The sequence below is a fragment of the Sphaerospermopsis sp. FACHB-1194 genome, assembly GCF_014696235.1.
Classification (GTDB): domain Bacteria; phylum Cyanobacteriota; class Cyanobacteriia; order Cyanobacteriales; family Nostocaceae; genus Sphaerospermopsis; species Sphaerospermopsis kisseleviana.
Genome location: NZ_JACJPU010000033.1, coordinates 21,666 through 46,780 on the forward strand (window position 1 = coordinate 21,666; position 25,115 = coordinate 46,780).

Consider the following 25,115-nt stretch of genomic DNA (forward strand, 5'->3'; position numbering starts at 1 on the left):
TTCTAGCAAGTTTTATACAACGCTCCTCCGTTGATGCTGCTCATCTGTCATGCTGATTTTTGTGGGCTGTTTTGTTTATTTTGGGAATCAGTAGTTGTATATTTGCTGTCTAAACTTGCTGTAATTCTTGTGCAAATTGAAGTCTGGGTAATGGTTCTAGTGGAGTAACCACAGGGGAGTAGTGACAATAACAAATCACTACTGATTCAAACCCACCCACAGGTAAATTAGGTACATATTCCTCAACTCTTGTCACTTCCCAATCACCTACCCTGCTATGGGTACTCGCACCTGGAAATTGAGGATCAATAAATTTTTCAACTGTGTGAAAATCTCTTAGTCTGTATCCTGGTTGGGGAATTGGTTTTTTGGAACCATCGTAATGTTCTGCAAGTATATCAGTACAAGCACCTGTGTGAGCTAATAGCATTTGTTCCCACTGTTGAGAGCTTGCATCCTCAGCTTTAAAAATAATGTACTTACTCATCTTTTTTGTCCTCTTGGTAACTGGGAAACTGAGTCTCACCCTGAAAAACACAGTCAACTACTAACGGATAACTGATAATAGAAGAAACTATCCGGGTCAACCCACGTCATCAAATCTATCCATATCATTGGAAATATCATATATGAGAAGTCTTATGAGTTGGCAGTCTGGAACTGCGGCACTGATGACAATAGCGATTACTACAGGTGCTGTCACCCCTTTATTTACCTTTGCTCCTGCTCAAGCACAATTCAATATTAACCAACCCCGAACCATTACCATTCCGGCAAATGTCACCTTACCTGTGACTTATGAAAAAGAGAAAGTAATTGTGAATCCTGGAGAAAGATTACCTTTAACGCTGAAAATAGCTAATGATATTATCGACAGTAACAGAAATGTGTTGATTCCGGCTAATACTGAGGTGGTAGGGGAGTTACAACCGGTGAACCTGCCTAACAGTAACAATAAAAAAGGTGTACGCTTTGTAGCTAGAGAATTAGTATTTGCCAGTGGAAGACGGCAGCAGATTAATGCTAATTCTCGCACTATCACCGAAACTGAAAAAATCTCCAAAGGAACTGATACTGGACAGGTTTTAACTGATGCTGCTATTGGTGCTGGTGCAGCTACTGTGATTTCACTACTGACAGGTAACAAGAAAATTGAAACTTTAGAACCTATTGGTGGTGCTGCTGCGGGTGCTTTAGCAAGTGTGCTGTTGCGGAAGAAACAGGCTGATGTTTTCGTTTTGCGGACGGAAGAGGATTTAGATATCACACTTTTGTCTAATTTGGTACTATCTCGTAACTAGACTTAACTTAATTGCAGTCGTGAGTTTTATGATGCTGAAAAAGCGATCGCCATTGCAAATATTGTGTGCGATCGCTTGATTTTATGTTAAAAACAATATTTAATAGATGACTAAAGTAGATGACTAAAGTCATAATTCACTGCTGTTACTAAATTCGTATTTCTATCAATGACAATAAACCTAAAAGTAAAACTATTTACAAATTCAAGAAACAACTGGGAACAGTTTAAGGTGAAAATTGTCTAAGTAGTTAACAGAGTAGATAACAAAAAAAACAAATAAAGCAGTTACTAGGTAGGTTAGGACAAACAGTGATTATCAAAGTCAGATAGCAAAAGACTTTTCATGTTTTTCCTATCCCCTGTTAAAAGTTACCTGTTCCTTGTTCCTTCTTATAATTTTTACAGGAGTAAAATCAATGTTTACTTTAAATCGCTTGCAATCAAAAACAGCCTTATTCATGGCTTTGAGTGTCACAGTTGGCAGTGTAACACCTTTAATAACATCTGCACCAACCTTAGCACAAACTGGTTTTTCTGATGTTTCATCTAATTATTGGGCATCACAATTTATTCAACAGTTATCACAACGGGGTGTAATTGCGGGATTTCCTGATGGTACATTTCGTCCAGAAGAACCGGTGACACGGGCGCAGTTTGCAGCCATGATTAATAAAGCTTTTAGCAAGTCTGCACAACGGCAACCTATCAATTTTAATGATGTGCCTAGTAATTCTTGGGCATATAACGCCATTAGACAAGCTTACTCTATTGGTTTTTTATCAGGATATCCTGGCAATGTTTTTAGACCTAACCAAGCTATTCCCCGTGAACAAGTTTTAGTTTCTTTGGCTAATGGTTTAGAATATGCTGCTACTGGTAATGTGGAAAGCACTCTACGATTATTCAATGATTCTGCAAGTATTTCTGGCTATGCTCGTACTCCCATTGCTGCGGCCACTGAAAGAAGTATTGTCGTCAACTATCCTAATGTGAGATTTCTCAATCCTGGTGTAACTGCAAGCAGAGCGCAAGTAGCGGCTTTCATTTACCAAGCTTTAGTGAGTGCTAATCAGGCTGCGACTATTAACTCACCTTATATTGTAGCTCTGCAAACCACACCACCACCAGTTACAACTGTTACCATTCCCCAAGGAACAGTGATTCCTGTCAAGTATGAACGGGCTGAAAAAATTCTGGTGACTAAAGATGAAACTGCACCTTTAACTTTAACCACATCACAAAGTGTAATTACCCAAGATGGTAGAGTAGTGATTCCTGCGGGAAGTCAGGTGATAGGTGAACTTAGACCGGCTCAAGGTGGTTCTCAATTTGTAGCACAAAAATTAGTTTTAACCACAGGGCAAGAATATAATGTGAGTGCTAGTTCTGATGTGATTACCAAAGTGGAAACTGTGAGGAAAGGCACTAGCACCAGTTCAATTATCAGAAATACTATATTGGGAGCAGGAGCAGCAGCAGCAGTATCTGCGGTGACAGGCGATCGCGCCGTGGCTACAGAAGAAGTTCTCGGAGGTGCTGGTATTGGGGCGCTGATTGGTCTTTTCTTTGGTAGAAATAGTGTGGATTTAATTGCCATTGAACCTAACACAGATTTAGAAATGACAATTAATCAAAATCTATTAATTTCTGTGCAATAGTGGTGATGGGTGATTGGTAATTGGTAATTGGTAATTGGTGATTGGTAATTGGTAATTGGTGATTGGTAATTGGTAATTGGTAATTGGTGATTGGTGATTGGGAAAAATAAAATTGATTACCCAGTCCCCAGTCCCCAGTCCCCAGTCCCCAGTCCCCAGTCCCCAGTCCCCAGTCATCTATCACCTACTTCCGGCAACCAAATAATAAAAGTAGTTCCTGGATGTTTTGGGGAAGTAATATTTGAATTTAATGCAGGGCTGAAAACTTCGATTTCTCCTTGCATTTGTGCGATTAATTGTTTGGCGATCGCAATTCCTAAACCAGTTCCAGGAATTTCTGTTTGTGCTTGTACACCGCGATAATGTCTTTCTCCTAAATGCTGTAAGTCTTCTGGAGGAATACCAGGACCTGTATCACTAATAGCTAAACCTTGAAAATTAGCTTTTTGCAGTCCGGTTTGAATCCAAATTTTCCCGCCAGCAGGGGTATATTTCAAGGCATTATCAATAATATTACTCAATACTTCTCTTAATGCTTTGATATTAGCTTTTACTAATGGTAAACTTTCAGGAATATCTGCTATTAATTCTAGATTTCTTTCTTGGGCAATAGCTTGAGCCGATATTAATAATAGTACTAATAAATCTTGTAAGTGACAATCAATAATATTTTCTCCTGTTCCTGGCAGTAATAGGGGTGGGTTAGCTGGTTTCTGTACAGATGCCTCGACAACAATTTTGGATTCTGGCAGTTTAGACTCTGGCAGGGGAATGGGGGTTAAATCTGTATCTGTTAAGTCTATAACTTGATCAAATTGTTGTAATAATTCTTGGAGGCGATCGCTTTCCCTAACTATACTGGTGGCTACATCTCGGTTAGGATCTGCTGGCCGCAATCTTTTAAACAGCAGTTTCCCAAAGGTGCGAATAGCTGTTAAAGGGTTGCGAAACTGGTGTAAAAGATTATCCAATAAATCCCGTTGTTGTTCTTGCAGAAGTTGTTGTTGATGTAATTGTTGTTGTAACCAAACTTGACGCTGATCTAAAATACAGGCGATCGCTAAGGTTTTAGCTATGCGTTGAATTTCCCTTTCTTCCGATTCATTCCAAGGTCGATCTTCTCTTCCTGTCACCAATAACCCCATCATCACACTTTCATAAATCAGAGGTAACACAATTTGATTACCACTGAATATATATTCATCTTCTAAATTTGGTAGGGGTGTATTTGTATTTTCTGACTCCGGGGATGGAGGATCAGAAACTGAACCTGCTGTCAATAACTTTCCCCGCTGGTCTGGTAATGCCAAAATTTTACTAAATTTTATTTGCTTGTTGTCTTGACCCTGAACCAGATCCTCGGCTTGTTTTAATCTTACTGTCTCTGGGTAAACCACCACTGGAATTAATTGCGCCTCACCTGTGGGAGTGTCTACTAATTCTTGAGTTAAATAGACAACACTCAAAGACGCTCCCAGTCCTTGGGTTAACAGAGATATTTGCTCTTTGCATAGAGCAATAAAATCAGAACTAGCAGAAATTAACATTTTTAGTTCTTACTCAGGATTATGGACTAGCGGCTGATAGCAGGTAACTGGGGATTGGGGATTGGGTTATTAATCTTCCCCTGCTCCCCCTACCTCCCCTGCCTTCTGCTGTACTAAATATTTTATAGCGTTTTCCAGTCTAATGAATTACACAGCAATTTATTCTCTGTTCCCTGTTCCCTATTCCCTAAGACCAAAAAACTTGATACATTTCCGAATTTCTAGTGATTTATACTGTAATGTACACGATACTTTGCTACTGATAATTTTTCTAAATTGCTAACAGATGACTTTAGTTGTATCAAAAGGTTAAAAACCATTGATTTTTTCAGTTATAACTTATATAATTACGACGGGTTTTGTAGCTATGACTACAAACTTATAGCTTGAAAGAGGAGGACAATAGGTTGGCAAGGAGACGCAAACGGAAAAGTCGTCGTCGTCAGGAAGGACGACGGATTCTAGAACACGTACCTCAGTACAGCATAGAAAGTGGCGAAGATAAACCTGTGACAGCAGCGAGAAAATTCATTCAAGCTGAAGGTATCTTGCCTCCTGCCTTGCTACTTGTAAAACGCAACGAACACACTACAGACCGTTATTTCTGGGCGGAAAAAGGTCTGTTTGGCGCTCAATACGTAGAAGAGAATCATTTTCTATTTCCTAGTCTGAGAGTGTTGGAAACTCCAGCTAGTCAACAAGAATTAGTGGCTGTGGCAAGTCGCTAAGTTCTAAAATTATCTCTTACGCATTGAATCCTAATTCTTACTTCTGACTGTGGCATTAATTAACTGGCAAAATTGATCAGTTTATGCAAAAATTCAATTTTTTTTAAGTTTGTAGCTGAACTGTCAGTAGAGCTAATTCAATTTAGATTGTCAAACCCTGTGCAGTTTTAGATTGCATGGTTTTATATCTAAGATAATCATACAGGAGGGAGTAGCAACAAAATCAAGCACACAAGAATATGTTTTGCTTAGATATAATGAGCTTTAATTGCTAAATGTATCTAAAAGCAAAACTACCCATATAAGATTTGGTGTGTTTCCTCCCTACTGTTCTCTTTCCTCAAAAGTCTGTCAGAAGTTAGCAATTCATCATCAGGATGCGATTATCAAGCCTGGACTAACAAATCAAGTTTAGTCAACCATTTTTAACTGTAATGCCTTTTGTAACTCAGCGAGTTCATCACGATGGGCGATGACAGTAATTATACTTGAGGAGTGTTGTTCATTTGGGGTAGACTCCATTTTGAGTGACACTTTCTCAAGTCTTCCTGCTTTGCGCCAATAAAATATACCACTTAATGGTGACAGCAGGACTAAAACCAAGAAAAATGGACTGTGACTAGAAAAAAGCTGAGATAAAACCAAAGAGAGGCAAGCAAAACCAACTGCGGCTAAAATAGTTAAGAATATAGCTAAAAACCAGCTAGGTCTAACAAATCCTTCAAAATTAACCTGATTCCTTTCTTTCTCTATAGATGTTACACGGTAGGAACGGGAGCGAAAATACTCCTTGAGTTGGTTCATCAAAGTAGCTTCATCTTGCTCAGAAGTTAACTGCGCTTGTTCGGTGCGGTCTTTTGTAGAAGCACGAATAAAGAAAAATAAGCCTACTGATAAAAGTAAAGTGAGTAGGAAAGTAGATTGCACAATAGTATTACCCATAATTAATTTTGACTTTTTGATCTGACATATACATTATCAATTATTCTGGAAGTTAAGGGAAGCAGTGATGAGTGACTGGTAATTGGTGATTGGTGACTGAGAATAATTATTTAATTACCCATTACCCATTACCCATTACCCATTACCTATTACCTATTACCGAATATATTTAATATTTAGATTTATGACACAAAATTTTGAAACCCCATCCTCTAATATTAGAGCGATCGCCCAAATGTTTCGCCTAGCAGGTTGGATTAGTTTTTGGATACAATTAGTTTTAGGGGTAATTTCTGGTATAATAGTGATATTATTTGCCTTTTTTAGTCAAAGACCAGGAAGCCCTAGTAATAATCCCGGAACAGGCTTTGGTGTGTTTTTAGCAGTTTGTGGACTAATTGTTTTAGGTGCGGGTATTTACTTAGCCTATAGGTATACAACAATTGGCAAACAATTAGAATCCTCAAATCCTAGTAACCGTCCTCGTAAGCTGGAAAGTGTGCAAGTATTAAGATTAGGGTTATGGGTAAATTTAGGTGGAATTTTAGTCACACTGTTAGGAGCGCAAGCGATTGTAGGTACACTGGTTGCTAGGTCAATTTCGCCACAAGCAGTAACAACGCAATTATTTGACCCCACTCGGATTATTAGCGGTTTAGATATGCTTGTAGTACAGGCAAATATAAATACTGTATCAGCGCATTTTTCAGGACTTATAGCTTCACTATTTTTATTGAATCGGATTACAAAGTAGGTTGGTAATGGGTGATTGGTGATTGGTGATTGGGATAAATGCTATTATTAATCATGGAAAATTAGGTACTTCTAAAATAAATCCTGGTAAAACATCTTCTCCTGATAAAGTTGTCGGTAAGGATAGAATTTCTACAGGTTGATTTTGACGATAAATTTCTACTTGTTGATTTTGGGGATCAATTAACCAACCTAAACGTAAACCACTATTCAGGTATTCTCGCATTTTTTCCTGTAATTGAGTTAAAGAATCGGTACGAGAACGTAATTCTATGACAAAATCAGGACAAATTTTAGGGAATTTTTCTTGTTCTTCAATGCTTAAAGCATCCCAACGTTCATTAGCTACCCAAGCGACATCAGGAGAACGTTTACCACCATTAGGTAAAGTGAAAATAGTGGAAGAACTAAATACTTTTCCTAGCTTAGTTTGACGATTCCAAATTGCAACATCAGCATTAAATTCTGATTCTCTATTACCACTAATTGCACCCACTGGAGGCGTAATAATTAACTCTCCTTTAGCTGTTTCTTCCAGTTTCCAATCTTCATTAATTTGACAGAGATTAAAAAATTGTTCATCACTTAAACCGACATTTTTGATATTTAAAATTACTGGTTCAGATGTCATCATTGCTGAAAACCTCTTGATTTTGATTTTGATTTTAGTTTATCATATTTTGTAGGTTGGGTTAAGTGATAGCGCAACCCAACAAAATCTTATCAATATCTTATTAATTTTGGGTTTCGTTCCTCTAAATGTTGGGTTTCGTTCCTCAACCCAACCTACATTCTATATTGAGATTTGAACGCAGATGAACGCAGATAAACGCGGATGAAAAAGGGATTTTGATTAATCTGATGATTTTGTGTGGTTATTGTATAAAACTGGTGTTAATAATAGATATGATTGATGATGCAAGAAATGGTTTAGCATTGCTAAACCCCTACGAATAATCACCTCAATCGAGTATAATTGACAAAAACTCACAAAATTCACCAATGCTGGATATTAAACAAATTAGAGAAAACCCCCAACTCGTACAAGAAAAGCTGAATACTCGTAGTGGTAAATATGACATTCAGCCTATATTAGATTTAAGTCAAAAACAACGGGAACTGGAAGGAAAACGCAACGATTTACAAGCGCGGAGTAATGAAATTGGTAAACTGGTAGGACAAAAGGTAAAATCTGGTGTTAGTCCACAAAGTGAGGAAATTCTTGCTTTAAAAGAAGAAGGGAATAATATTAAAATCACATTAAGCGAATTAGAACCCCAGGAAAAAGAGTTAAAAGCGCAAATTCAAGATTTACTTTTAGCACTTCCTAACCTTCCTAGTGATTCTACTCCCATCGGTGCAAGTGAAGATGATAACCCAGAAGTGAGAAGATGGGGAGATGAATATAAACCGGAAAATCAGAATATTTTACCTCATTGGGAAATTGGGGAAAAATTGGGTATTTTGAATTTTGAAAGGGCGGTAAAAATTGCCCAAAGTCGGTTTGTCAGTTTGATAGGTGCGGGTGCTGCTTTAGAAAGGGCGTTAATTCAATTTATGCTTTCTAAGCATATTGAAAATGGGTATATTGAAGTTAGTCCACCGTTGTTAGTTAATACTGATTCTTTAACGGGAACTGGACAATTACCGAAGTTTGCAGAAGAAAGTTTTAAATGTGCAGATGATGAATTGTGGTTAATTCCTACTGCGGAAGTTCCGGTAACAAATTTTTATCGGGGGGAAATTTTAAACGCGGAAGAATTACCGATTTATCACTGTGCATATACGCCATGTTTTCGTCGAGAAGCGGGAAGTTATGGACGAGATATGCGGGGTTTAATTCGGTTGCATCAATTCAATAAAGTGGAGTTGGTGAAGTTAGTAAAACCGGAAGATTCTTTTGAGGAATTGGAGAAATTAGTTGCTAGTGCGGAGTCAATTTTACAGGCTTTAAAATTGCCTTATCGAGTGATTAATTTATGTACTGCTGATTTAGGTTTTGGGGCAACAAAGACCTATGATTTAGAGGTTTGGTTGCCATCTTCTGGGAAGTATCGAGAAATTTCTAGTTGTTCTAATTGTGTGGATTTTCAAGCAAGAAGGGCGGATATTCGGTTTAAGGAAGCGGGGAAGAAGGGGACGCAGTTTGTACATACTTTAAATGGTTCTGGTTTAGCTGTGGGAAGGACTATGGCGGCTATTTTGGAGAATTATCAGCAAGCTGATGGGACGATTAAAGTACCGGAGGTTTTGCAGGTTTATTTGGGTAGGGAGGTTTTGTAGTTTAGGGGTTTGTAGAGGCGTTTTTGGGGGTGCGTCTCTACGTAAATTTATGTAAATAATAGTAACTTTATAATAATTTTTACAAACCAAGACAATGTAAATACAAGTTTTTATACTATGATATAGTTAATCCAAATTCCGATTATTTTTCACATTTAATCACATTTAACATTTATTGAAATATATGGCGGCATTTTTGTTCATTCTAATTCTTGTTGGTTTTTTATTCTTGCTAATACCTATTATAAATAGTAAATCTAAATTAGATAATAATCAAATAGAGGAAAGTGAAGAGATAAGTATTAAAGCAATATTAAACCGTGATAAACCACTTGAATATCGTGAATTAGAAGGTGATTTTTGTGATGAAGATAACTATGATGAGCCTTACTTTATAGAGAATGAAATTGATTCATATGAACGTGAAGGCTATGGGATTTGTGAACTTGATGAATATGGAAGAAATATTTGGGAAGATGAATGCTGAAAATTTTTATTAAGTAAGATTCAGTCTTAGAGATTCACATTTCTCAAATCCAATTTGTTATACTAGTTTACTGCACCTCTTTAAGAACATTTATGGACACATCATATTGGCAATATTTTCTTGCACTTGAACAAGATTTAAATAAGTTCTCAAGATACGTTGAGTTTTCTGAAAATAACTACAATACATATTCTATAGAGTTTACTCGAATTTATCTATCAGTATGTTCAGAGATTGATGTAGTAGCAAAGATACTTTCTAATAATCTTGGAAATCCAAATGCAAAGAATATCTGTGATTACAAACATACTATTTTGGCAACTTACCCAAATTTGCCAAATCTTGATATACAAATTCCAAGATATAGTCTCAGTTTAACACCTTGGAGTGATTGGAGCAGTTGTGACTCTCCAACTTGGTGGCAGAAATACAATAAAGTTAAACATCAGAGAGATCAATATTATCATGAAGCAAATCTTCAGAATGTTCTCAACGCAGTGGCCGGACTTTTAGTTATGAACCTTTACTATTTGAAGCAACAGAGTTCATCAAGTACAGGTAGATCTGATATTCAGATGGATTATGAAATGAGATCAATTTTGTTGATTCCGGTTCGCTTCAAGAGGGAAGTCCTGGTCAATGGTTATATTACTTGGGAAGGAAAAATACCATAAGTAATGCATACATAATGCGATTTAAATATTGTTAGATTAACAGTGTGATCGCTCATCTCGTAGGGTGCGTTAATGAAATGTAATGCACCGTTTTTATTAAAATTTAACTGTCAGAATCAGGATAACCAGGATTAAAGGATTAACAGGATTATATTTGATATTGATATTCTGGGATATTTGACTTAGCGCAATTCCTGAAAATGTAGATGAATATTAAAAAACCATCCTGTAAATCCTCAAATTCTGGACATCCTGATTCTGACAAAATGCAACTTCTGAAAATGTAGAGGAATACTAAAAAAATATCCTGTAAATCCTCAAATCCTGGATATCCTGATTCTGACAAAATGCAACTTCTGAAAATACAGATGAATATTAAAAAACCATCTTGTACATCCTCAAATCCTGGATATCCTGATTCGGACAATTCAATTTTATGCTATTATTTAATAATCATGTAATCTCAAAAAAAGATTATGATTTCAATCAATCAAGCACAACAGCAACTACAGGATTTAATTGATTCAGTTAATCAATCCCATCAACCTATTATTATTGCAGGAGAAAATAGCAACGCAGTTTTATTATCTGAAAGTGACTGGAAATCTATCCAAGAAACTCTATATTTACTTTCTATTCCAGGGATGAGAGAATCAATTAAAGAAGGATTAGCAACACCTATTGAAGAGTGTGATGGTGAATTAGATGAATATGAAAAAACCATCCTGTAAATCCTCAAATCCTCGACATCCTGATTCAGACAAAAAGTGACAATCTATAATATAATATAATTACATTATAATCCTAGAGGTAACACTATGACTATTGAACAAGCAGTTTTAGAAAACTTGCGAGAATTACCAGCACATAAACAACAAGAAGTTTTAGATTTTATTCAATTTCTCAAACATAAATTACCAGCAGAAAAACCTACTTTTAATTCTGACGGTGAAAATTTCTGGAAAATGACCTTGCGATTTCGAGAACGGATGGAAAGAGAGGGTATAGAATTTACAGATGAGGATTTTGCAAGTCTTAGAGATCGCAGTCCAGGACGAGAGGTAGAACTGTGAGTTTTCGTTTTCTTTTAGATACTAATATTATTTCGGAAATTAACAAAAAAATCCCAAATAAATTAGTAGTTGATAAAATGAATCTGTATCAAGATGAAGTAGCTACAGCTTCAGTAGTTATTCATGAATTATTATTTGGGTGTTTACGTTTACCGACTGACTCTGGAAAAAGACGTTTTTTAGAAGATTATATCGAGGAAATACCTGCTAAAATACCAGTGTTTGATTATGATATAAATGCTGCAAAATGGCACGCACAGGAAAGAGCTAGATTATCCAAAATTGGTAAAACACCTGCTTTTATTGATGGACAGATTGCGAGTATTGCATTTTCCAATAACTTGATTTTAGTAACAAATAATGTGACAGATTTTCAAGATTTTGAGGATATTGTGATTGAGAATTGGTTTGTTTTGGTTGATTAGTGCGATAGCTTGCTGTGTCCAGATAGCTTATCTCGTAGGGTGCGTTAATGAAATGTAACGCACCGTTTTTTATTAAAATTTAACTGTCTGAATCAGGATAACCAGGATTAAAGGATTAACAGGATAATATTTGATATTGATATTCACAGAATATCCCGAAGGGTGTCCTGATTCAGACAAAAAAATGATATACTAAAATATAGTGATTCAAGCAACTTAGCTATATAAAAAAATATGTTAACCCTGAATTACCCGCATATTGAAAAAACCGAAAATCAACCAGCAAGATTAAAGCGTTTTCCCAGAATTAGAGTAGCACAAATTGTGATGGATTATCTTGCTTATGGTTGGTCAGTAGAAGAAATGTGTCGTCAACATCCTTATTTAACTCAAGCTGAAGCTCATGCTACTATGGGTTATTACTTTGACCACCAAGAAGAAATTGACCAAGAAATTAAAGAAGAATGGGAACAAGTACAACAAAGCAAAAATGAATTAGTATCATCTCCATTTTACAACAGAATGAAAGCAAAAGGACTGTTGTAAATGACCATTGCTTTATTATATATGGATGTTCATGTACCTCAATCTATTACATCACAATTGCGTCGTCGGGGTGTGGATGTATTAACTGCTTTTGATGATGAAACCCAAGAACTTCCTGATGATAAATTATTAGAAAGAGTGACAGAAATTAAACGAGTTCTATTTACTCAAGATATCCGTTTTCGAGTTTTAGCGGAAACTTGGCAAAAAGAAGGAAAACAGTTTTCAGGATTAATTTTTGGACATCAAATAGGTGGTACAATTGGTCAATTTGTGCAAGATTTAGAATTTATTGCTAAAGCTTCAGAGATTGATGAATGGATGAATGTCGTTGAATATATTCCTTTTAAATAATACTGCTCTTAGGGTGCGTTAATCAACTTTATTTAATGCACCATTTTTTATTATTTTTATAATATATTGCACTGTCAGAATCAGGATAACCAGGATTAAAGGATTAACAGGATTATATTTTTGATTTTGATATTTTGGAATATTTGAATTAGCGTAATTTCTGAAAATGTAGATGAATATTAAAAAACCATCCTGTAAATCCTCAAATCCTGGACATTATCTCGACTTACTTCGACTGCACTCAGTACAGGTCGCGGTAGTTGAGCGTAGTCGAAACTCGATAACCACCTGATTCAGACAAATTCCCATTACCATTAATAAAATGATATAATATCAACTACTAACTATAGCAATCATCAAACCATGCTAGAATTAATGCCATTATTAAATAAATTAAGTCGGGCTGAAAAATTACAAATTATCCAATATTTAGCCTCTCAATTAGTACAAGAAGAATCAGAATTAATTAAACCAGGAATGTCTTATCCTGTCTCCTCTCCTTATGATGCTTTTGAAGCTGCAAATATAATGTTAAAAGTGTTAGAAGCAGAAAATAGCAATCATGAATAATACACATAAATACTCATTTACTACTTATGATCCTTCCTTGGGAGAAGCAGGTTTTAGACCATATCTACCAATTATTTTAACTTATCGTGGACAAGAATTACAGACTACTGGTTTACTGGATACGGGAGCAACTATTAATGTTTTACCTTATCAATTAGGATTAGATATTGGTGCAAATTGGGAAGATTTAACAACCTCTTTACAATTGACAGGTAATCTTGCTCAATTTGAAGCGCGTGTACTGGTTGTATCAGCTAAAGTAGCAGATTTTGAACCTGTAAAATTAGTATTTGCTTGGACTCAAGCAACTAATGTTCCTTTAATTTTGGGACAAGTTAATTTTTTTATGGAATTTAATGTTTGTTTTTATCGTTCTCAACTTTCTTTTGAAGTATCTCTCAAAGATTAATTTATTATGAATGATGAAGTTTTGGCAGAAATTCGGAAAATCAGAGATGAAGAAGCTAAGTCATTTAATTATGATTTAGCCACTATTTGTGCTGATTTAAGAAAAAAACAAGCAACCAGTGGAAGACAGATTATTTCTATTCCCTTGAAGACAGTGGTAAAATTACGCTGATTTTTTAGGGTGCGTTAATGAAATGTAATGCACCGTTTTTTATGAAAATTTAACTGTCAGAATCAGGATAACCAGGATTAAAGGATTAACAGGATAATATTTGATTTTGATATTCTGGGATATTAAAATTAGCGCAACTTCTGAAAATACAGATGAATATTAAAAAACCATCTTGTACATCCTCAAATCCTGGACATCCTGATTCAGACAAAATGCAATTTATGAAAATATAGATGAATATAAAAAAACATCCTGCACATCCTGATTCAGACAAAAAGTTATAATCTATAATATAATTACATTATAATCCTAAAGGTAAAACTATGACTATTGAACAAGCAGTTTTAGAAAACTTGCGAGAATTACCAGCAGATAAACAACAAGAAGTTTTAGATTTTATTCAATTTATCAAACATAAATTACCAAGAAAAAAATGTCGCATTCCTCCTAGTTCCATTGCTGGTAAAGGTAAAACATTAGGTGATATTGTTAGTCCTATTGTTCTGATTAGTAAAGATAACCCGTGGCAAAGTTTAATTGATAGCTTAGATCAATTTTCTGATGATTTTATGAATACTAGAGATCAACTTCCTATTGATAAAAGAGAGGAATTTTAAAATGACATTAACATGGGATGAATTAGTATTTCAATCACCATACTTAGCAGTGGAAAAAGCAAAGGAATTGCTAAAGGAGGGAAAAATGGCAGAAGTTGATCAGATTTTAGAGAGTTTAGCAGAGTCAATGGGAAGATCCGAAAAAAGGGCAGTTATTAGTCAATTAACTCGATTGATGTTACATATAATTAAATGGAAATGTCAACCTGAAAAACGCAGTGCTAGTTGGGTAATTTCCATTCGTTCAGCAAGGAGAGAAATTGCTGATAGTCAGGAAGAAATGCCTAGTCTTAATAGAGAGTTTTTAGAGTCTATTTGGGATAAGTGTTTTACATCTGCTAAACAAGATGCTAGGGATGAAATGGGGAAAAAGCCAGAAATTACTGCTTTAACTTGGGAGGAGGTTTTTGAAGAAAATTATACAATGTGGGAGGATGAAAAATAAATGAATCATCCTGTAAATCCTCAAATCCTGGATATCCTGATATGGCTTGCGCTACGCTATCAGACAAGTTTCGCTCAAAACCTGGAAATTAGCAAAATTACCATAACTCGCGCTTTTCTTTGCAATTGACAATAAATAACAGCAGATTTTGTTTCTGAGTCCATTCCCAAACTACAATAGAAATATATATCCGAAATATTTTGACTTATTTGCTCTATGTCAGTTTTAGCAGCGATCGCAGTTTTGGCTATTTTGATCTTAGTACACGAGTTAGGACATTTTATAGCCGCACGTTCTCAAGGTATCTACGCTAACCGCTTTTCTTTGGGTTTTGGTCCCACCCTCTTAAAGTACCAAGGATCACAGACAGAATACACCATTCGCGCTTTCCCCTTGGGTGGGTTTGTTGGTTTTCCCGACGATGATCCAGATAGCGCAATTCCTCCCAATGATCCCAACTTATTGCGGAATCGTCCTATTTTAGATCGGGCGATCGTTATTAGCGCCGGTGTGATAGCAAACTTAATATTTGCTTATTTTGTTCTCGCTTTGCAAATAGGTATTGTTGGTATACCCCAAGAATTTCAATATCAACCTGGTGTACTTGTCAAACCTGTTAATGAACAATCAATAGCTTACCAAGCTGGTATTCGCGCAGGTGATATTGTTATCAGCGTCAATGGTCAGGAATTAGCTGCTAGTAAAGATTCTACCTTATTGCTGACTAAAGAAATTCAAACCCATCCAAATCAACAACTTAACCTGAAAATTCAGCGTCAAAATCAAGAAATAGCTTTAAAATTAACTCCTACAGAAAGTGCTGATGGTAAAGGTTTAGTAGGAATTGAACTAGGACCAAATGGAGAAGCTGTTTATCGTCGTCCCCAAAATCCCATAGAAATTTTCAGCGTTGCTGCTGATAGATTTCAACAGCTATTTATTGGTACAATCAAAGGATTTGGACAGCTAATAACTAATTTTCAACAAACAGCAAGTCAGGTTTCAGGACCTGTGAATATTGTGAAAATTGGTGCTAAATTAGCAGCAGATAATAGTGCAAATTTGCTATCTTTTGCAGCAATAATTAGTATTAATTTAGCCATCATCAATATTTTACCTCTCCCTGCTTTAGATGGTGGACAATTAGCTTTTCTTTTGATTGAAGGTTTACTTGGTAAACCCTTACCAGCAAAAATTCAAGAAGGTGTCATGCAAACAGGTTTAGTCCTACTTTTAGGATTAGGTATTTTCTTAATTTTCAAAGAAACTCTGCAACTAGAATTTGTGCAACAAATATTCCAGAAATTGTAAGCAAATTTTAGCTTGTATATTCCAGTTTCAGACTGGGAATGTGATCATCTCGTTCCCAGTCTCAGACTGGGAATGTGATCTAGAGGTTCTACCTCTATTTGACAAAAAAGGCAGAGTCTTATACAATTCATTCCCATACAGAGTATGGGAACGAGAAATAAGTTAAATTTCAAATAAAATAAATTCAAATATTATTGATGTGACTACTAAAAAATTATCAAAATTATCAAAATCATCAAAAAAGCAACGCGCTTTAGAAATTCTCTCTCGTCTCCATCGTCTTTATCCTGATGCGACTTGTTCTTTAAATTATCAAACTCCTGTACAATTATTAGTAGCAACAATTCTTTCTGCACAATGCACAGATGAACGAGTGAATAAAGTTACTCCAGCTTTATTTAGTCGGTTTCCTGATGCAGAAAGTTTAGCAAATGCGGATATTTTTGAATTAGAAGAATTAGTCCGTTCTACGGGTTTTTATCGCAATAAAGCGAAAAATATCAAAGCTGCTTGTCGGATGATTGTTGATGATTTTAACTCCGTTGTTCCCAATAAAATGGAAGAATTATTAAAACTTCCCGGAGTTGCGAGAAAAACTGGAAATGTGGTTTTAGCGCACGCTTATGGTATTAATGCAGGGGTGACTGTAGATACTCACGTCAAGCGGTTAAGTCAAAGATTGGGGTTAACAAAAAATACTGAACCTATTAATATTGAAAAAGATTTAATGAAATTATTACCCCAACCAGAATGGGAAAATTGGTCTATTCGTTTAATATATCATGGTCGTGCAGTTTGTAAAGCACGTTCTCCTGGTTGTGATGTTTGTGAGTTGGTTGATGTGTGTGCGAAGAATTTAACGAATGGAGATAATTAAATTATAATCAAATTGTTTATAATCAATCTTTAATCAATCTAAAATACCAAATCCAAAATCTAAAATTCCATGACTCGGTTTATTCATGATCAGTTTGCAAAACAATATCTAACAGAGATATTTACACCCTACGGAAAAGTAGAAGTCAGTCAAGATATTATCTCAGAAAAAAGACAGATAGACGTATTATTTACCCCATCTTCAAATCCTGAAAACATCGAAAAATTAGGACTATTGGGAAAAATGGGAATTCATGCAACTTCCGTAGTTTTTGAACCATTTCGTAACCCCGTTGATAGAAGTGAAATCAGAAGTTGTAAGGGTAAACTATTTGATATTCATGCAAACTTAGAAAGACAAGCAAAACGCAATAATACCCGCATTAGTGAAAACCAATTACCATTTTTATGGATATTCACACCTACTGCATCAGAGGAAATATTCAGAGGTATTGATCTGAGTTTAGATTATCAAACATGGGGTAAAGGAGTTTATTTATTAGACGAAGTATCAAGGACAGGTATTATCGTTATTCACCAGTTACCCAGTACACCAGAAACCTTATTTTTAAGGGTATTAGGTAGGGGTAGGGTACAGAGAAAAGCAGTGGAAGAGTTAGAAGCATTAGCTAACAATAACCCACAGCTAGAAAATGTTATACAATTAGTACATGACTTAATAGCCATGTTATCAGCCAGACAGCAAAAAGAAAAGGATATTGATCAAGATGATCAGGAGTTGATTATGAAATTATCACAAATGTATCAGGAATTATTAGAACAAATTAAAGAAGAAACGCGAAGAGAAGGACTGCAACAAGGACTCCAACAAGGACTCCAACAAGGACTGCAACAAGGACTCCAACAAGGTAGATATCAAGGAAGAGAAGAAGGAGAAAAAAGAGAACGTCGTGGGATGGCCGAAAGTATTTTACAAGTACGTTTTGGTAAAGTTGATGCTGAGTTAGAGAAAGTGATTGATAAAATCATTACCCTATCTAGGGAAGAATTTACACCTTTACTTTTGCAATTATCCCGTGAGGAATTATTAGGGAGATTTCAAGAAGATTAATAAAATAAGAACTCCGACTTTTTAAAGAAGTCGGGGATCTAATTACTAATTTTAAGTTTGAGACAGAATTAAATTAAGAACATTTAATTCCTGAGAATTTAACAGATATTTTTCTGTAAACAATTTATTTCTAATTTCCTCCAAACTATAACTTCTAAATACCACAAAGGGAAATTCTTGATAATTATGTCCTATGGGTAAAATATTACTTACAGGAGATAAAGAACGAATATATATAGATAAGATATCTTTAAAACGTTGATCTTCCGGTTCTTCTGGTTTATTTGCAAAATATTCTTTCATCACTTCCCCACTAATAAACGCAAATAATGGTAAAGCGTAATATTGATCTGTATGTTGACTTTTTTGGAGATAATTCTGGGTTTTTGCAGGTGCATTGATTAACTTTTCTACTAATTCTATTGCATCTTTTACCGCAGAGGTGAGACTTTCGGGGTAATTTTGATTGCGACTAATGCTTTTTAAAGTATTCCATAATTCTGTATTTGCATATTTTTGAATATCTAAAAAGCGCATTTGATAAGATTCTTGGATATTTTGACTGGGTACAATTAATAAACCTCCACTAATATAACCTAATTCCAAGGGTGTAAAATCTAATAATTTATCAAAGGTTTTAGCGACTTCTAAAAATGTGTTGTTGAAATTTTCCCGAATCTTTAAATAACTCTCTTCCGTATTTTTAGCAACCCAAAAATCACCTTCACCCATTAATAATTCTAGTCTGGTGTATGCGTCTTTTAAGGAAGTGTGACTTTTATTGCGGTTATATTCTTTTTTCAGTTGGGTAATAAGATTTTCTATTTTACTAGAAAAGGTTTCTCCCGCAGCAAAAACTGATTTTCCACCGATGGGTATAAGTAGATAATTCTTCCTACCAATATTACCATAACCTTGAATTCTTGTCATTATAGATGCTTTGAGAATTAACAGAAGATTTAATAAACTCAAGCAATTTTCTTTGATAGATAATTCTGGATCATCTTGATAATAAACTGAACGTTCAGCTAAATAAAATGTGAGGTATTTATCTTGATTATCTATCATATCATTTCCCCGACCTCTGTAAATAACCTGAATTATTTCCATCAGGTTTTTTTCAATTTCAAATTTCGGAATTTCGACTAAGATATGTTTCGCTTTGGGGAAGGATAAACCGCGACTCCCGGAAGCAGTCATGAAAACCACTTTGACGTTTTCTTGATGTTGTTTAATTTCCTGTTTTTCTAATTCTGAAATATTCGCGTGTATTTCTAGGAAGTGAGTATTTTTAACAAAGTTATCTCTTCCTAACTCTGACTGAATTTTATCAATCAGTTCTGATAATTTAGGTTTATTTTGGATGTAAACTATAAATTGTTCAACATCGGATTTTTGGAAGATAATTTTAATATCTTTGAAAATTTCTTCCTGGGATTTTTTCTCTAAATCAGATTTATCTCTTAGTTTAATTCTATCAGTAAAACGACAAGATTCGACAATTATTTGATAATTAATAGTAAGACTTTTTGCAGGATAGGTGTTAGTATTAATAATGATAGCGGGTGAACCTTTAAATATGAAACTTTCTACAGATAGAGGTTGAATGTTTGATTCTGCTTTTCTAAAATAAACCTTATTTGGTTCGGGGGAAGTATCTTCTAAATGTTGACAAATGACATTTTTATCAACAATAGAAGCATCTGCGACGATGATTTTAGTATTAAAACCATTTTCTGGGTTTGTTAATTTATAAGTTTTAACCATTTTTCTAATTCCCTCTAAAAATTCTACTCCTCCTTCATCTCCGGTAATTTCATCTATCATAATAAATAGATGTTTGATGCGACGGGATATATTTCGCATTTTTTCAGGAAATACTTTATCGTCACTTTTTCTGTATGCGTCTTGAAAGATTTTTTCTAAATGTTGTAAAGTATCACCATAGTCTGTTTTTTTCAAAGACTGGGTAGAAGCGGTAGCGATAATTTGATTAGATGTTTGATATTTGATGAGGTAATATAACCCTTCACAAATACTTTGTAAAACTCCCTTGTTTTTTGTTCCCATATCCTGAAAAGTATCATCTGTAATTTGTTGCAGTCTGTCTTTGCGTCGAGATTTTCGTTCAATATTTTCACTGTTGAGAAAATCAACATTTTCCAAAGTAAAATCTTCTTCATGTTTGTTTGATGTATAAGCAACTGAGAGTTTACCAGAGTTATCTTGAATCAAATTACTATGAGTATTAATAGCAAAAATTTGATCATTTACTAATCTTCCAGTTTTGCGATCTTTGAATTTTTCAATGATATCAAGATTGACTTGTTTCCGGGGACTGACGTATAATAAAAGAAACCCGTCATTTTGATATTGAGTGAGAAAATCAACAATAGCGGTAGTTTTTCCGATTCCGGGATTTCCTGTTAAGAAAATGTAGGTATTTTCAGAAAGTAAATATCTTTTAATTAGTTGGTTGTGCGCTTGTCTAAAATTGGGATTTTCGGTTAAATTTAAACTAGAAATTAACTCAGATGGTACGGGAGAAACAGAGTTATAAAAATCGGTAATCGTTTCTGTATGACGTGGTAAAATATTGATGGTATTAGGAGTAATGTTGAGGAGAGAGTCAACCAGTTTTTTACCTTGTTGAAAACTGCGATATGCGTTAACTTGGATTTTTTGTAAAACGCGATAACGTGCGTCGCTAATTTCTTCTTCTGTTTTGTAATTTTGTTGATAAATTTGATGACAACTTTCAAAAAGTTGGATATTATTTCCGGGAATAGAGATAGTATTAAAAGAGCGATCGCTATATCCCACCGCATTACAAACCAACCTAGAAATATCAGGAAGAAAAGAATTTGCTTGTAAAAACTGACAGAAACTATAAATATAACTACCCGCTTGAATTAATTTAGCACTTTCCTTATCCTTAGATTTAAAAGCGGTAAAATACTCCTTTAAACTGGGAGAAAAATCTAAACCCAAAGATTCGGTATCAATACGCAACTTAGAAAACACACTTTTAGAACGTAAATAATTGATATCTCGTAATAACAAACCTCTGATAATTTCCACATAATCAATATTTTGTAAATCCTCATCAGTGTGAATAGAAAACACCGACAAGTCAAGACATAAAACCCGGTAATTATTTTTATATTTCAACAACATCAAACTATCTGCATTGAGAAAATCACCACCTTGTTTATAATTTTGAATATCCCCAGAAGTGACATTTACATTTTCAAACTGAGAGAGAACATTTTTAAACCATTGTATTTCATCAACTTCATGAGTACCAATACTATTTTCACCATTAAACCGACATTGAAAATAAATAACTTCCAGATTTTGCAAGTTTGCTTTTTCACGACATCCCAGAGATTTAAGATACTCCCGAAAGAAATTTAACCCACACAAAAAACCCTTTTGTACAAAAAACTGACACCAAGTTTCTGCAATTTCTCTTTCTAACTTACCAACAACCTTCTTCACAATATTTTTTGTAATTTCTGCAAACTTGAGATTTTGCAACTCCTGACTATACAAATCACCAAAATAATTTTTAATATTATTCTTATGGATATAAGACAAAATCCCAATATTAAAACCCATTTCAAACAATCTTCCCAAATCATCCGCTATTTGTGCAGTCATTTTTTACTCCTTATAAAAACCCTCAAAAACCTCTTTTCTCTGTGAACTCTGTGTCTCTGCGGTTCGTTTTTATAAGAAAAATCTCACGCAAAGACGTAAAGAAAGAGAAGTGTTATTCATCCTTACCTAGTAATATTGATTTAACATGAGTTAAAAAAGCAAGAGAATTGAAATCAGTTTTATCTCGAATATGTTTAAAACTTGCAGATTCACTAACTGATTCATCCCCGATTAAATTTTGATAGGGATCTAACTTTAATTGCATATTCCCTGATTTTTCAGATTTTTCATAACGGGAGAAATGAAACAAAGTTAAACATTGAGTAATTTCATTTTTTAACTTACTTTCATTATCTATTAATCCTGTAAAAATATCCTTATCATCTAAAATTGTACTTTCATACATATTATATAAAGTTGCATAAGACATGACTCCATGATAGTTAACCTCCTTAGCAACCTGTAACCCATTAAATAAATTAAAGAAAATTACAGATTGTTTGTTTCTATCCTCCGCTAAATTAGTCAACTCTAAAGTATCCTGAATGTATAAGGATGTAGATTTAAAATTTCCCACTTTTACTGCATAGTATTTTTCAAAAAACATCGGGTAAATTTTGATATCATGTCTTTCTTTTTTCAAAGATTGAATTACATTTTGTGACATGAAGAATAATTCTTCATCTTTTTCTGCTTGAGTAATGTGTAATGTACTACTGTAGGGAACTTTTGCAATATAAATAAAGTGTCTGTACCCTCTTTTGTAAAGTTTGTCCACATTATCAACTACAACTGTAGGATATTCAAACATTTTTTGATGATCGTCGTAGTTTTCTGAGAAAGTTTTGAAGAGTTGAAACCTTACTTTGTTGTCTTCTGTTTGTATGGTGATAATTTCACCTATTAAGTTAGATTTTTTTTCATCTACTCCGAAACGACGATCACTTTCCCGACTAGAAACAACGATGATCGCAAGTTTATTAAGTTCCTGAAATCTAAAATTATCCGTTGGTAAGAATGTGAATTTTTTGGGAACTACGGAATATAATGAACTGAGAACATTAGGAATTTTAAAGCTGATTGTTTTGGGGTTTGTAACCACTATCCCTTGTTCATTGCAGCGATATCTTTCATTCAATAAATGAGATAATACTTTGGTTAGATCAACTATAAACTTTTCAATGATTGCAGTTTCATCCGTTTTTTCTTTGAGGTGTATTCTAATTAGTGGTATAAATGGTTTTGCATCTTCTTTTATTTGTCTTTCTAAAATCACATGAAGACAAAGATATGCTAGTAAACTATACACAATCTTGTAAATAAATTCTTGATGCTTTTCTAGCTTTTGTTCTTCCAACCTATGGGGAAATACTAATAAGTTTCTATTTTTTAAGTTGCTTTCATAAAAATTTCTACATTGTTGGTTATCTATTCCTAAAAATATTGCTGGTAAAACTTTAATTCCTGAAGTAATGTCATATTCCATGTCAAATGTTTCTACATCTGGAGTTTCTAAAAAGTGAATTTCGCTAATGGTGATGTTTGCGGGTAGAGTGACAAGGATGTTTGTTTGTGTACTTGGGTTTCCTAAATGAATATATTTTAAACAGTCTTTAAAGTTACCACGCAATGTATTTTTAAATAAAGTATCTCGTTCCGTAATTGTTTCAATATCGTTTTCTAAAATGCTATTTTTGACAGAGATGTGTACCGGATATTGTCTTTCAGGAAATGGTGTTTCTCTTTTAATTAAGTTAGTTAAGACTTCTTTTAATATGTCTACTTTTTTCTGGACTTTAAATTTATCGAAACCTTTTTTTAACTTTCCGAGTAATTCTTTCTTAGCATTTTCATCATCTCCTTTAAATACTGATAATATATCCTTTTCAAATCTCCGTAGAGGATCGTAATTTAATTCTTCTCTTGGATCATAATTTGCTGCTTTTGGATCTTGTGTTGATGCAAATATAAAATAATACAGAAAGGCAATTTTTAAAACTTTGTTGACAAAGTTCTTCTTGTTATTCAAATTCTCTGCAAATTCTTTTATATTCTCTTCACTATTTGGATCTGCGAGGAGAATATCAAGATTTCTTTGAAAAACATTTTTACCTCCATCGGTTTGGACTTTACCATCAAATTTTAATTTTAAACCAAAGGTAAATTCTATTTTTTCTTGGTGTTGATGTTCACTTTCTCCTAAATAACCCTCGACTAAGGGAATAATTGGTAATTTATCATAAGCATCACCACGAGAAAATACTGTTTGCAAATTAAATTTCTCTTGTGCATAGCTAACTTCATATTCTCCATCTGCTTTATTGGGGTTATTAATGTAATCTTCTAATATTTGTAATCTCCTGATCAAGTCTTGTAAATATATTTTAGCTTGGTAGTTTTTAGAACTAGCTTTTTCGTCAATGTTTTCTAGGAGAAATTCTAAATATTTAATTTGTGATAGTTTTTTGAGTTTTCCTAGTGTTTCTTGGTTGACTAGGTTTTGTAGTTGATAAATATCAGACTTTGTATTTTGTTTGAGGTTTTCTAAAATAAATCCTATTTCTTCTCTGTCACTAGAACTTGAAAAGTTAATGTCTATAAAGTTATTCAATCCGGTTAATAATGCTGTGTAAAAATCTTTTGGTTTATCTACAGAAATTTTAACTTTATGCGCTTTTAGTAGTTGTTTCTGTTTTGCTTTATCGTCTTTTTTGACTGTTAATCTTTGTTTTTGTAAATTTTTAGAGGGTAGAAATTCATAACTCAAGTCTAATTTAGTTGGTTTTCTATCTGTTTGAAATGTTTGTAAGTCTGTCAGTAAATTTTGGATAAATTCAAATCTATCCATTGATTTACTATTGGGATTTTGCTGAATAGCTAATGTTAATTGATATTGAATATAACCTGTAATTTGTCTAATTTTCTCTCGAAATGAAACTTCAGTACCGGGAGTAAAATTCAAAGTTGCTGAACGTGCTGCTTTTTGGTTTCCCAATGGGTTATGAGGAGTTAATTTAATAACTTCATTAACTACTTCATTAATATCAACCTTAACTCTTTTATTATCAGCAGAAATTATAAATATCTGCTGATTTTTTAATACTCTGAGTATTTTATCTAATAAATCAGTATAATCCACATTTGCTAAGTCTGGATTTATTGCTATTCTGTTCATCTGCGCTTTTCTTGATGGATTTAATATTATACT

Annotated in this window: 27 protein-coding genes; 20 read left to right on the forward strand and 7 right to left on the reverse strand. The window is 34.2% G+C overall.

Annotated elements, in window-relative coordinates:
* Positions 1-109: 109 nt before the first annotated feature.
* Complete coding sequence (locus tag H6F45_RS17860; protein WP_190347974.1) at positions 110-487, reverse strand: hypothetical protein; 378 nt, start codon at positions 485-487, stop codon at positions 110-112.
* Between the two features lie 142 nt (positions 488-629).
* On the opposite strand from H6F45_RS17860, the gene H6F45_RS17865 reads away from it, so the two are divergent.
* Positions 630-1,301 carry a conjugal transfer protein TrbI gene (locus H6F45_RS17865; protein ID WP_190347975.1) on the forward strand — a complete coding sequence of 224 codons (672 nt, stop codon included), beginning with the start codon at positions 630-632 and terminating at the stop codon, positions 1,299-1,301.
* Between the two features lie 7 nt (positions 1,302-1,308).
* Here H6F45_RS17865 and H6F45_RS27090 read toward each other — a convergent pair whose 3' ends face one another.
* On the reverse strand, positions 1,309-1,434 hold the full coding sequence (locus tag H6F45_RS27090) for a hypothetical protein (protein WP_255427166.1): 126 nt from the start codon (positions 1,432-1,434) through the stop codon (positions 1,309-1,311).
* Between the two features lie 285 nt (positions 1,435-1,719).
* Here H6F45_RS27090 and H6F45_RS17870 point away from each other — a divergent pair, with 285 nt between their 5' ends.
* Positions 1,720-2,961 carry an S-layer homology domain-containing protein gene (locus H6F45_RS17870; RefSeq protein ID WP_190347976.1) on the forward strand — a complete coding sequence of 414 codons (1,242 nt, stop codon included), beginning with the start codon at positions 1,720-1,722 and terminating at the stop codon, positions 2,959-2,961.
* Positions 2,962-3,134: 173 nt separating this feature from the next.
* Here H6F45_RS17870 and H6F45_RS17875 read toward each other — a convergent pair whose 3' ends face one another.
* Entirely contained in the window at positions 3,135-4,508 is a 1,374-nt protein-coding gene (locus tag H6F45_RS17875) for an ATP-binding protein (protein ID WP_190347977.1), read from the reverse strand.
* A gap of 407 nt (positions 4,509-4,915) precedes the next feature.
* On the opposite strand from H6F45_RS17875, the gene H6F45_RS17880 reads away from it, so the two are divergent.
* On the forward strand, positions 4,916-5,236 hold the full coding sequence (locus H6F45_RS17880; RefSeq protein ID WP_096572014.1) for a DUF3155 domain-containing protein: 321 nt from the start codon (positions 4,916-4,918) through the stop codon (positions 5,234-5,236).
* 411 nt (positions 5,237-5,647) lie between these two features.
* Here H6F45_RS17880 and H6F45_RS17885 read toward each other — a convergent pair whose 3' ends face one another.
* The gene (locus H6F45_RS17885) at positions 5,648-6,178 is read right to left on the reverse strand and encodes a cofactor assembly of complex C subunit B (protein ID WP_137668609.1); all 531 of its coding nucleotides are present in this window, start codon (positions 6,176-6,178) and stop codon (positions 5,648-5,650) included.
* A gap of 184 nt (positions 6,179-6,362) precedes the next feature.
* Here H6F45_RS17885 and H6F45_RS17890 point away from each other — a divergent pair, with 184 nt between their 5' ends.
* Positions 6,363-6,932 (forward strand): DUF3611 family protein, encoded by a 570-nt coding sequence (locus H6F45_RS17890; RefSeq protein ID WP_187040224.1) that lies wholly within the window; start codon positions 6,363-6,365, stop codon positions 6,930-6,932.
* A gap of 51 nt (positions 6,933-6,983) precedes the next feature.
* On the opposite strand, the gene H6F45_RS17895 is transcribed toward H6F45_RS17890, so the two are convergent.
* Positions 6,984-7,562: a Uma2 family endonuclease gene (locus H6F45_RS17895; RefSeq protein ID WP_199301853.1), complete on the reverse strand. Its 579-nt coding sequence runs from the start codon at positions 7,560-7,562 to the stop codon at positions 6,984-6,986.
* 371 nt (positions 7,563-7,933) lie between these two features.
* On the opposite strand from H6F45_RS17895, the gene serS reads away from it, so the two are divergent.
* The 16 genes from serS (at position 7,934) to H6F45_RS17980 (ending at position 18,244) form a co-directional block, all read left to right on the forward strand.
* Positions 7,934-9,214: a serine--tRNA ligase gene (serS, locus tag H6F45_RS17900; RefSeq protein WP_190347979.1), complete on the forward strand. Its 1,281-nt coding sequence runs from the start codon at positions 7,934-7,936 to the stop codon at positions 9,212-9,214.
* A gap of 184 nt (positions 9,215-9,398) precedes the next feature.
* Positions 9,399-9,701 (forward strand): hypothetical protein, encoded by a 303-nt coding sequence (locus H6F45_RS17905; protein WP_190347980.1) that lies wholly within the window; start codon positions 9,399-9,401, stop codon positions 9,699-9,701.
* Positions 9,702-9,793: 92 nt separating this feature from the next.
* A complete protein-coding gene (locus H6F45_RS17910) occupies positions 9,794-10,375 on the forward strand; it encodes a hypothetical protein (RefSeq protein WP_190347981.1) in 582 nt (193 codons plus the stop codon).
* A 476-nt stretch (positions 10,376-10,851) separates the two neighbouring features.
* Complete coding sequence (locus H6F45_RS17915) at positions 10,852-11,106, forward strand: type II toxin-antitoxin system Phd/YefM family antitoxin (protein ID WP_187040218.1); 255 nt, start codon at positions 10,852-10,854, stop codon at positions 11,104-11,106.
* An 87-nt stretch (positions 11,107-11,193) separates the two neighbouring features.
* Positions 11,194-11,448, forward strand: a complete 255-nt coding sequence (locus H6F45_RS17920; protein WP_137669403.1) for a DUF2281 domain-containing protein — start codon at positions 11,194-11,196, stop codon at positions 11,446-11,448.
* Entirely contained in the window at positions 11,445-11,873 is a 429-nt protein-coding gene (locus H6F45_RS17925) for a type II toxin-antitoxin system VapC family toxin (RefSeq protein ID WP_137669402.1), read from the forward strand. The genes H6F45_RS17920 and H6F45_RS17925 overlap by 4 nt, the downstream gene beginning before the upstream one ends.
* Before the next feature lie 234 nt (positions 11,874-12,107).
* The gene (locus H6F45_RS17930) at positions 12,108-12,419 is read left to right on the forward strand and encodes a DUF433 domain-containing protein (protein WP_190347982.1); all 312 of its coding nucleotides are present in this window, start codon (positions 12,108-12,110) and stop codon (positions 12,417-12,419) included.
* Complete coding sequence (locus H6F45_RS17935; RefSeq protein WP_190347983.1) at positions 12,420-12,773, forward strand: DUF5615 family PIN-like protein; 354 nt, start codon at positions 12,420-12,422, stop codon at positions 12,771-12,773.
* Positions 12,774-13,136: 363 nt separating this feature from the next.
* Positions 13,137-13,343, forward strand: coding sequence for a hypothetical protein (locus tag H6F45_RS17940; protein WP_137669399.1), 207 nt, complete (start codon positions 13,137-13,139; stop codon positions 13,341-13,343).
* Positions 13,336-13,752: an aspartyl protease family protein gene (locus tag H6F45_RS17945; protein ID WP_137669398.1), complete on the forward strand. Its 417-nt coding sequence runs from the start codon at positions 13,336-13,338 to the stop codon at positions 13,750-13,752. The genes H6F45_RS17940 and H6F45_RS17945 overlap by 8 nt, the downstream gene beginning before the upstream one ends.
* A 6-nt stretch (positions 13,753-13,758) precedes the next feature.
* Positions 13,759-13,923 (forward strand): hypothetical protein, encoded by a 165-nt coding sequence (locus tag H6F45_RS17950; protein ID WP_162501977.1) that lies wholly within the window; start codon positions 13,759-13,761, stop codon positions 13,921-13,923.
* 323 nt (positions 13,924-14,246) lie between these two features.
* On the forward strand, positions 14,247-14,540 hold the full coding sequence (locus H6F45_RS26645; protein ID WP_242052661.1) for a DUF2281 domain-containing protein: 294 nt from the start codon (positions 14,247-14,249) through the stop codon (positions 14,538-14,540).
* Position 14,541: 1 nt separating this feature from the next.
* Positions 14,542-14,985, forward strand: coding sequence for a DUF29 domain-containing protein (locus H6F45_RS17965; protein ID WP_190347984.1), 444 nt, complete (start codon positions 14,542-14,544; stop codon positions 14,983-14,985).
* Positions 14,986-15,201: 216 nt separating this feature from the next.
* Complete coding sequence (gene rseP / locus H6F45_RS17970) at positions 15,202-16,296, forward strand: RIP metalloprotease RseP (RefSeq protein ID WP_190347985.1); 1,095 nt, start codon at positions 15,202-15,204, stop codon at positions 16,294-16,296.
* Between the two features lie 199 nt (positions 16,297-16,495).
* The gene (gene nth / locus H6F45_RS17975; RefSeq protein WP_096572030.1) at positions 16,496-17,173 is read left to right on the forward strand and encodes an endonuclease III; all 678 of its coding nucleotides are present in this window, start codon (positions 16,496-16,498) and stop codon (positions 17,171-17,173) included.
* 69 nt (positions 17,174-17,242) lie between these two features.
* Entirely contained in the window at positions 17,243-18,244 is a 1,002-nt protein-coding gene (locus H6F45_RS17980; protein ID WP_137667131.1) for a hypothetical protein, read from the forward strand.
* Positions 18,245-18,295: 51 nt separating this feature from the next.
* On the opposite strand, the gene H6F45_RS17985 is transcribed toward H6F45_RS17980, so the two are convergent.
* Positions 18,296-21,907, reverse strand: coding sequence for a helicase (locus tag H6F45_RS17985; RefSeq protein ID WP_190347986.1), 3,612 nt, complete (start codon positions 21,905-21,907; stop codon positions 18,296-18,298).
* Positions 21,908-22,019: 112 nt separating this feature from the next.
* Positions 22,020-25,082: a hypothetical protein gene (locus H6F45_RS17990; protein ID WP_190347987.1), complete on the reverse strand. Its 3,063-nt coding sequence runs from the start codon at positions 25,080-25,082 to the stop codon at positions 22,020-22,022.
* Between the last annotated feature and the right edge of the window lie 33 nt (positions 25,083-25,115).

Excerpts from the sequence above, each read along its gene's own strand:
- H6F45_RS17965 (WP_190347984.1), top strand. The coding sequence starts at position 14,542 with ATGACATTAACATGGGATGAATTAGTATTTCAATCACCATACTTAGCA.
- H6F45_RS17930 (WP_190347982.1), top strand. The coding sequence starts at position 12,108 with ATGTTAACCCTGAATTACCCGCATATTGAAAAAACCGAAAATCAACCA.
- H6F45_RS17890 (WP_187040224.1), top strand. The coding sequence starts at position 6,363 with ATGACACAAAATTTTGAAACCCCATCCTCTAATATTAGAGCGATCGCC.
- H6F45_RS26645 (WP_242052661.1), top strand. The coding sequence starts at position 14,247 with ATGACTATTGAACAAGCAGTTTTAGAAAACTTGCGAGAATTACCAGCA.
- H6F45_RS17985 (WP_190347986.1), bottom strand. The coding sequence starts at position 21,907 with ATGACTGCACAAATAGCGGATGATTTGGGAAGATTGTTTGAAATGGGT.
- H6F45_RS17910 (WP_190347981.1), top strand. The coding sequence starts at position 9,794 with ATGGACACATCATATTGGCAATATTTTCTTGCACTTGAACAAGATTTA.
- H6F45_RS17945 (WP_137669398.1), top strand. The coding sequence starts at position 13,336 with ATGAATAATACACATAAATACTCATTTACTACTTATGATCCTTCCTTG.
- H6F45_RS17860 (WP_190347974.1), bottom strand. The coding sequence starts at position 487 with ATGAGTAAGTACATTATTTTTAAAGCTGAGGATGCAAGCTCTCAACAG.
- serS (WP_190347979.1), top strand. The coding sequence starts at position 7,934 with ATGCTGGATATTAAACAAATTAGAGAAAACCCCCAACTCGTACAAGAA.
- H6F45_RS17865 (WP_190347975.1), top strand. The coding sequence starts at position 630 with ATGAGAAGTCTTATGAGTTGGCAGTCTGGAACTGCGGCACTGATGACA.
- H6F45_RS17940 (WP_137669399.1), top strand. The coding sequence starts at position 13,137 with ATGCTAGAATTAATGCCATTATTAAATAAATTAAGTCGGGCTGAAAAA.
- H6F45_RS17980 (WP_137667131.1), top strand. The coding sequence starts at position 17,243 with ATGACTCGGTTTATTCATGATCAGTTTGCAAAACAATATCTAACAGAG.
- H6F45_RS17920 (WP_137669403.1), top strand. The coding sequence starts at position 11,194 with ATGACTATTGAACAAGCAGTTTTAGAAAACTTGCGAGAATTACCAGCA.
- H6F45_RS17915 (WP_187040218.1), top strand. The coding sequence starts at position 10,852 with ATGATTTCAATCAATCAAGCACAACAGCAACTACAGGATTTAATTGAT.
- rseP (WP_190347985.1), top strand. The coding sequence starts at position 15,202 with ATGTCAGTTTTAGCAGCGATCGCAGTTTTGGCTATTTTGATCTTAGTA.
- H6F45_RS17990 (WP_190347987.1), bottom strand. The coding sequence starts at position 25,082 with ATGAACAGAATAGCAATAAATCCAGACTTAGCAAATGTGGATTATACT.
- H6F45_RS17885 (WP_137668609.1), bottom strand. The coding sequence starts at position 6,178 with ATGGGTAATACTATTGTGCAATCTACTTTCCTACTCACTTTACTTTTA.
- H6F45_RS17935 (WP_190347983.1), top strand. The coding sequence starts at position 12,420 with ATGACCATTGCTTTATTATATATGGATGTTCATGTACCTCAATCTATT.
- H6F45_RS27090 (WP_255427166.1), bottom strand. The coding sequence starts at position 1,434 with ATGACTTTAGTCATCTACTTTAGTCATCTATTAAATATTGTTTTTAAC.
- H6F45_RS17905 (WP_190347980.1), top strand. The coding sequence starts at position 9,399 with ATGGCGGCATTTTTGTTCATTCTAATTCTTGTTGGTTTTTTATTCTTG.
- H6F45_RS17895 (WP_199301853.1), bottom strand. The coding sequence starts at position 7,562 with ATGACATCTGAACCAGTAATTTTAAATATCAAAAATGTCGGTTTAAGT.
- H6F45_RS17950 (WP_162501977.1), top strand. The coding sequence starts at position 13,759 with ATGAATGATGAAGTTTTGGCAGAAATTCGGAAAATCAGAGATGAAGAA.
- H6F45_RS17875 (WP_190347977.1), bottom strand. The coding sequence starts at position 4,508 with ATGTTAATTTCTGCTAGTTCTGATTTTATTGCTCTATGCAAAGAGCAA.
- H6F45_RS17870 (WP_190347976.1), top strand. The coding sequence starts at position 1,720 with ATGTTTACTTTAAATCGCTTGCAATCAAAAACAGCCTTATTCATGGCT.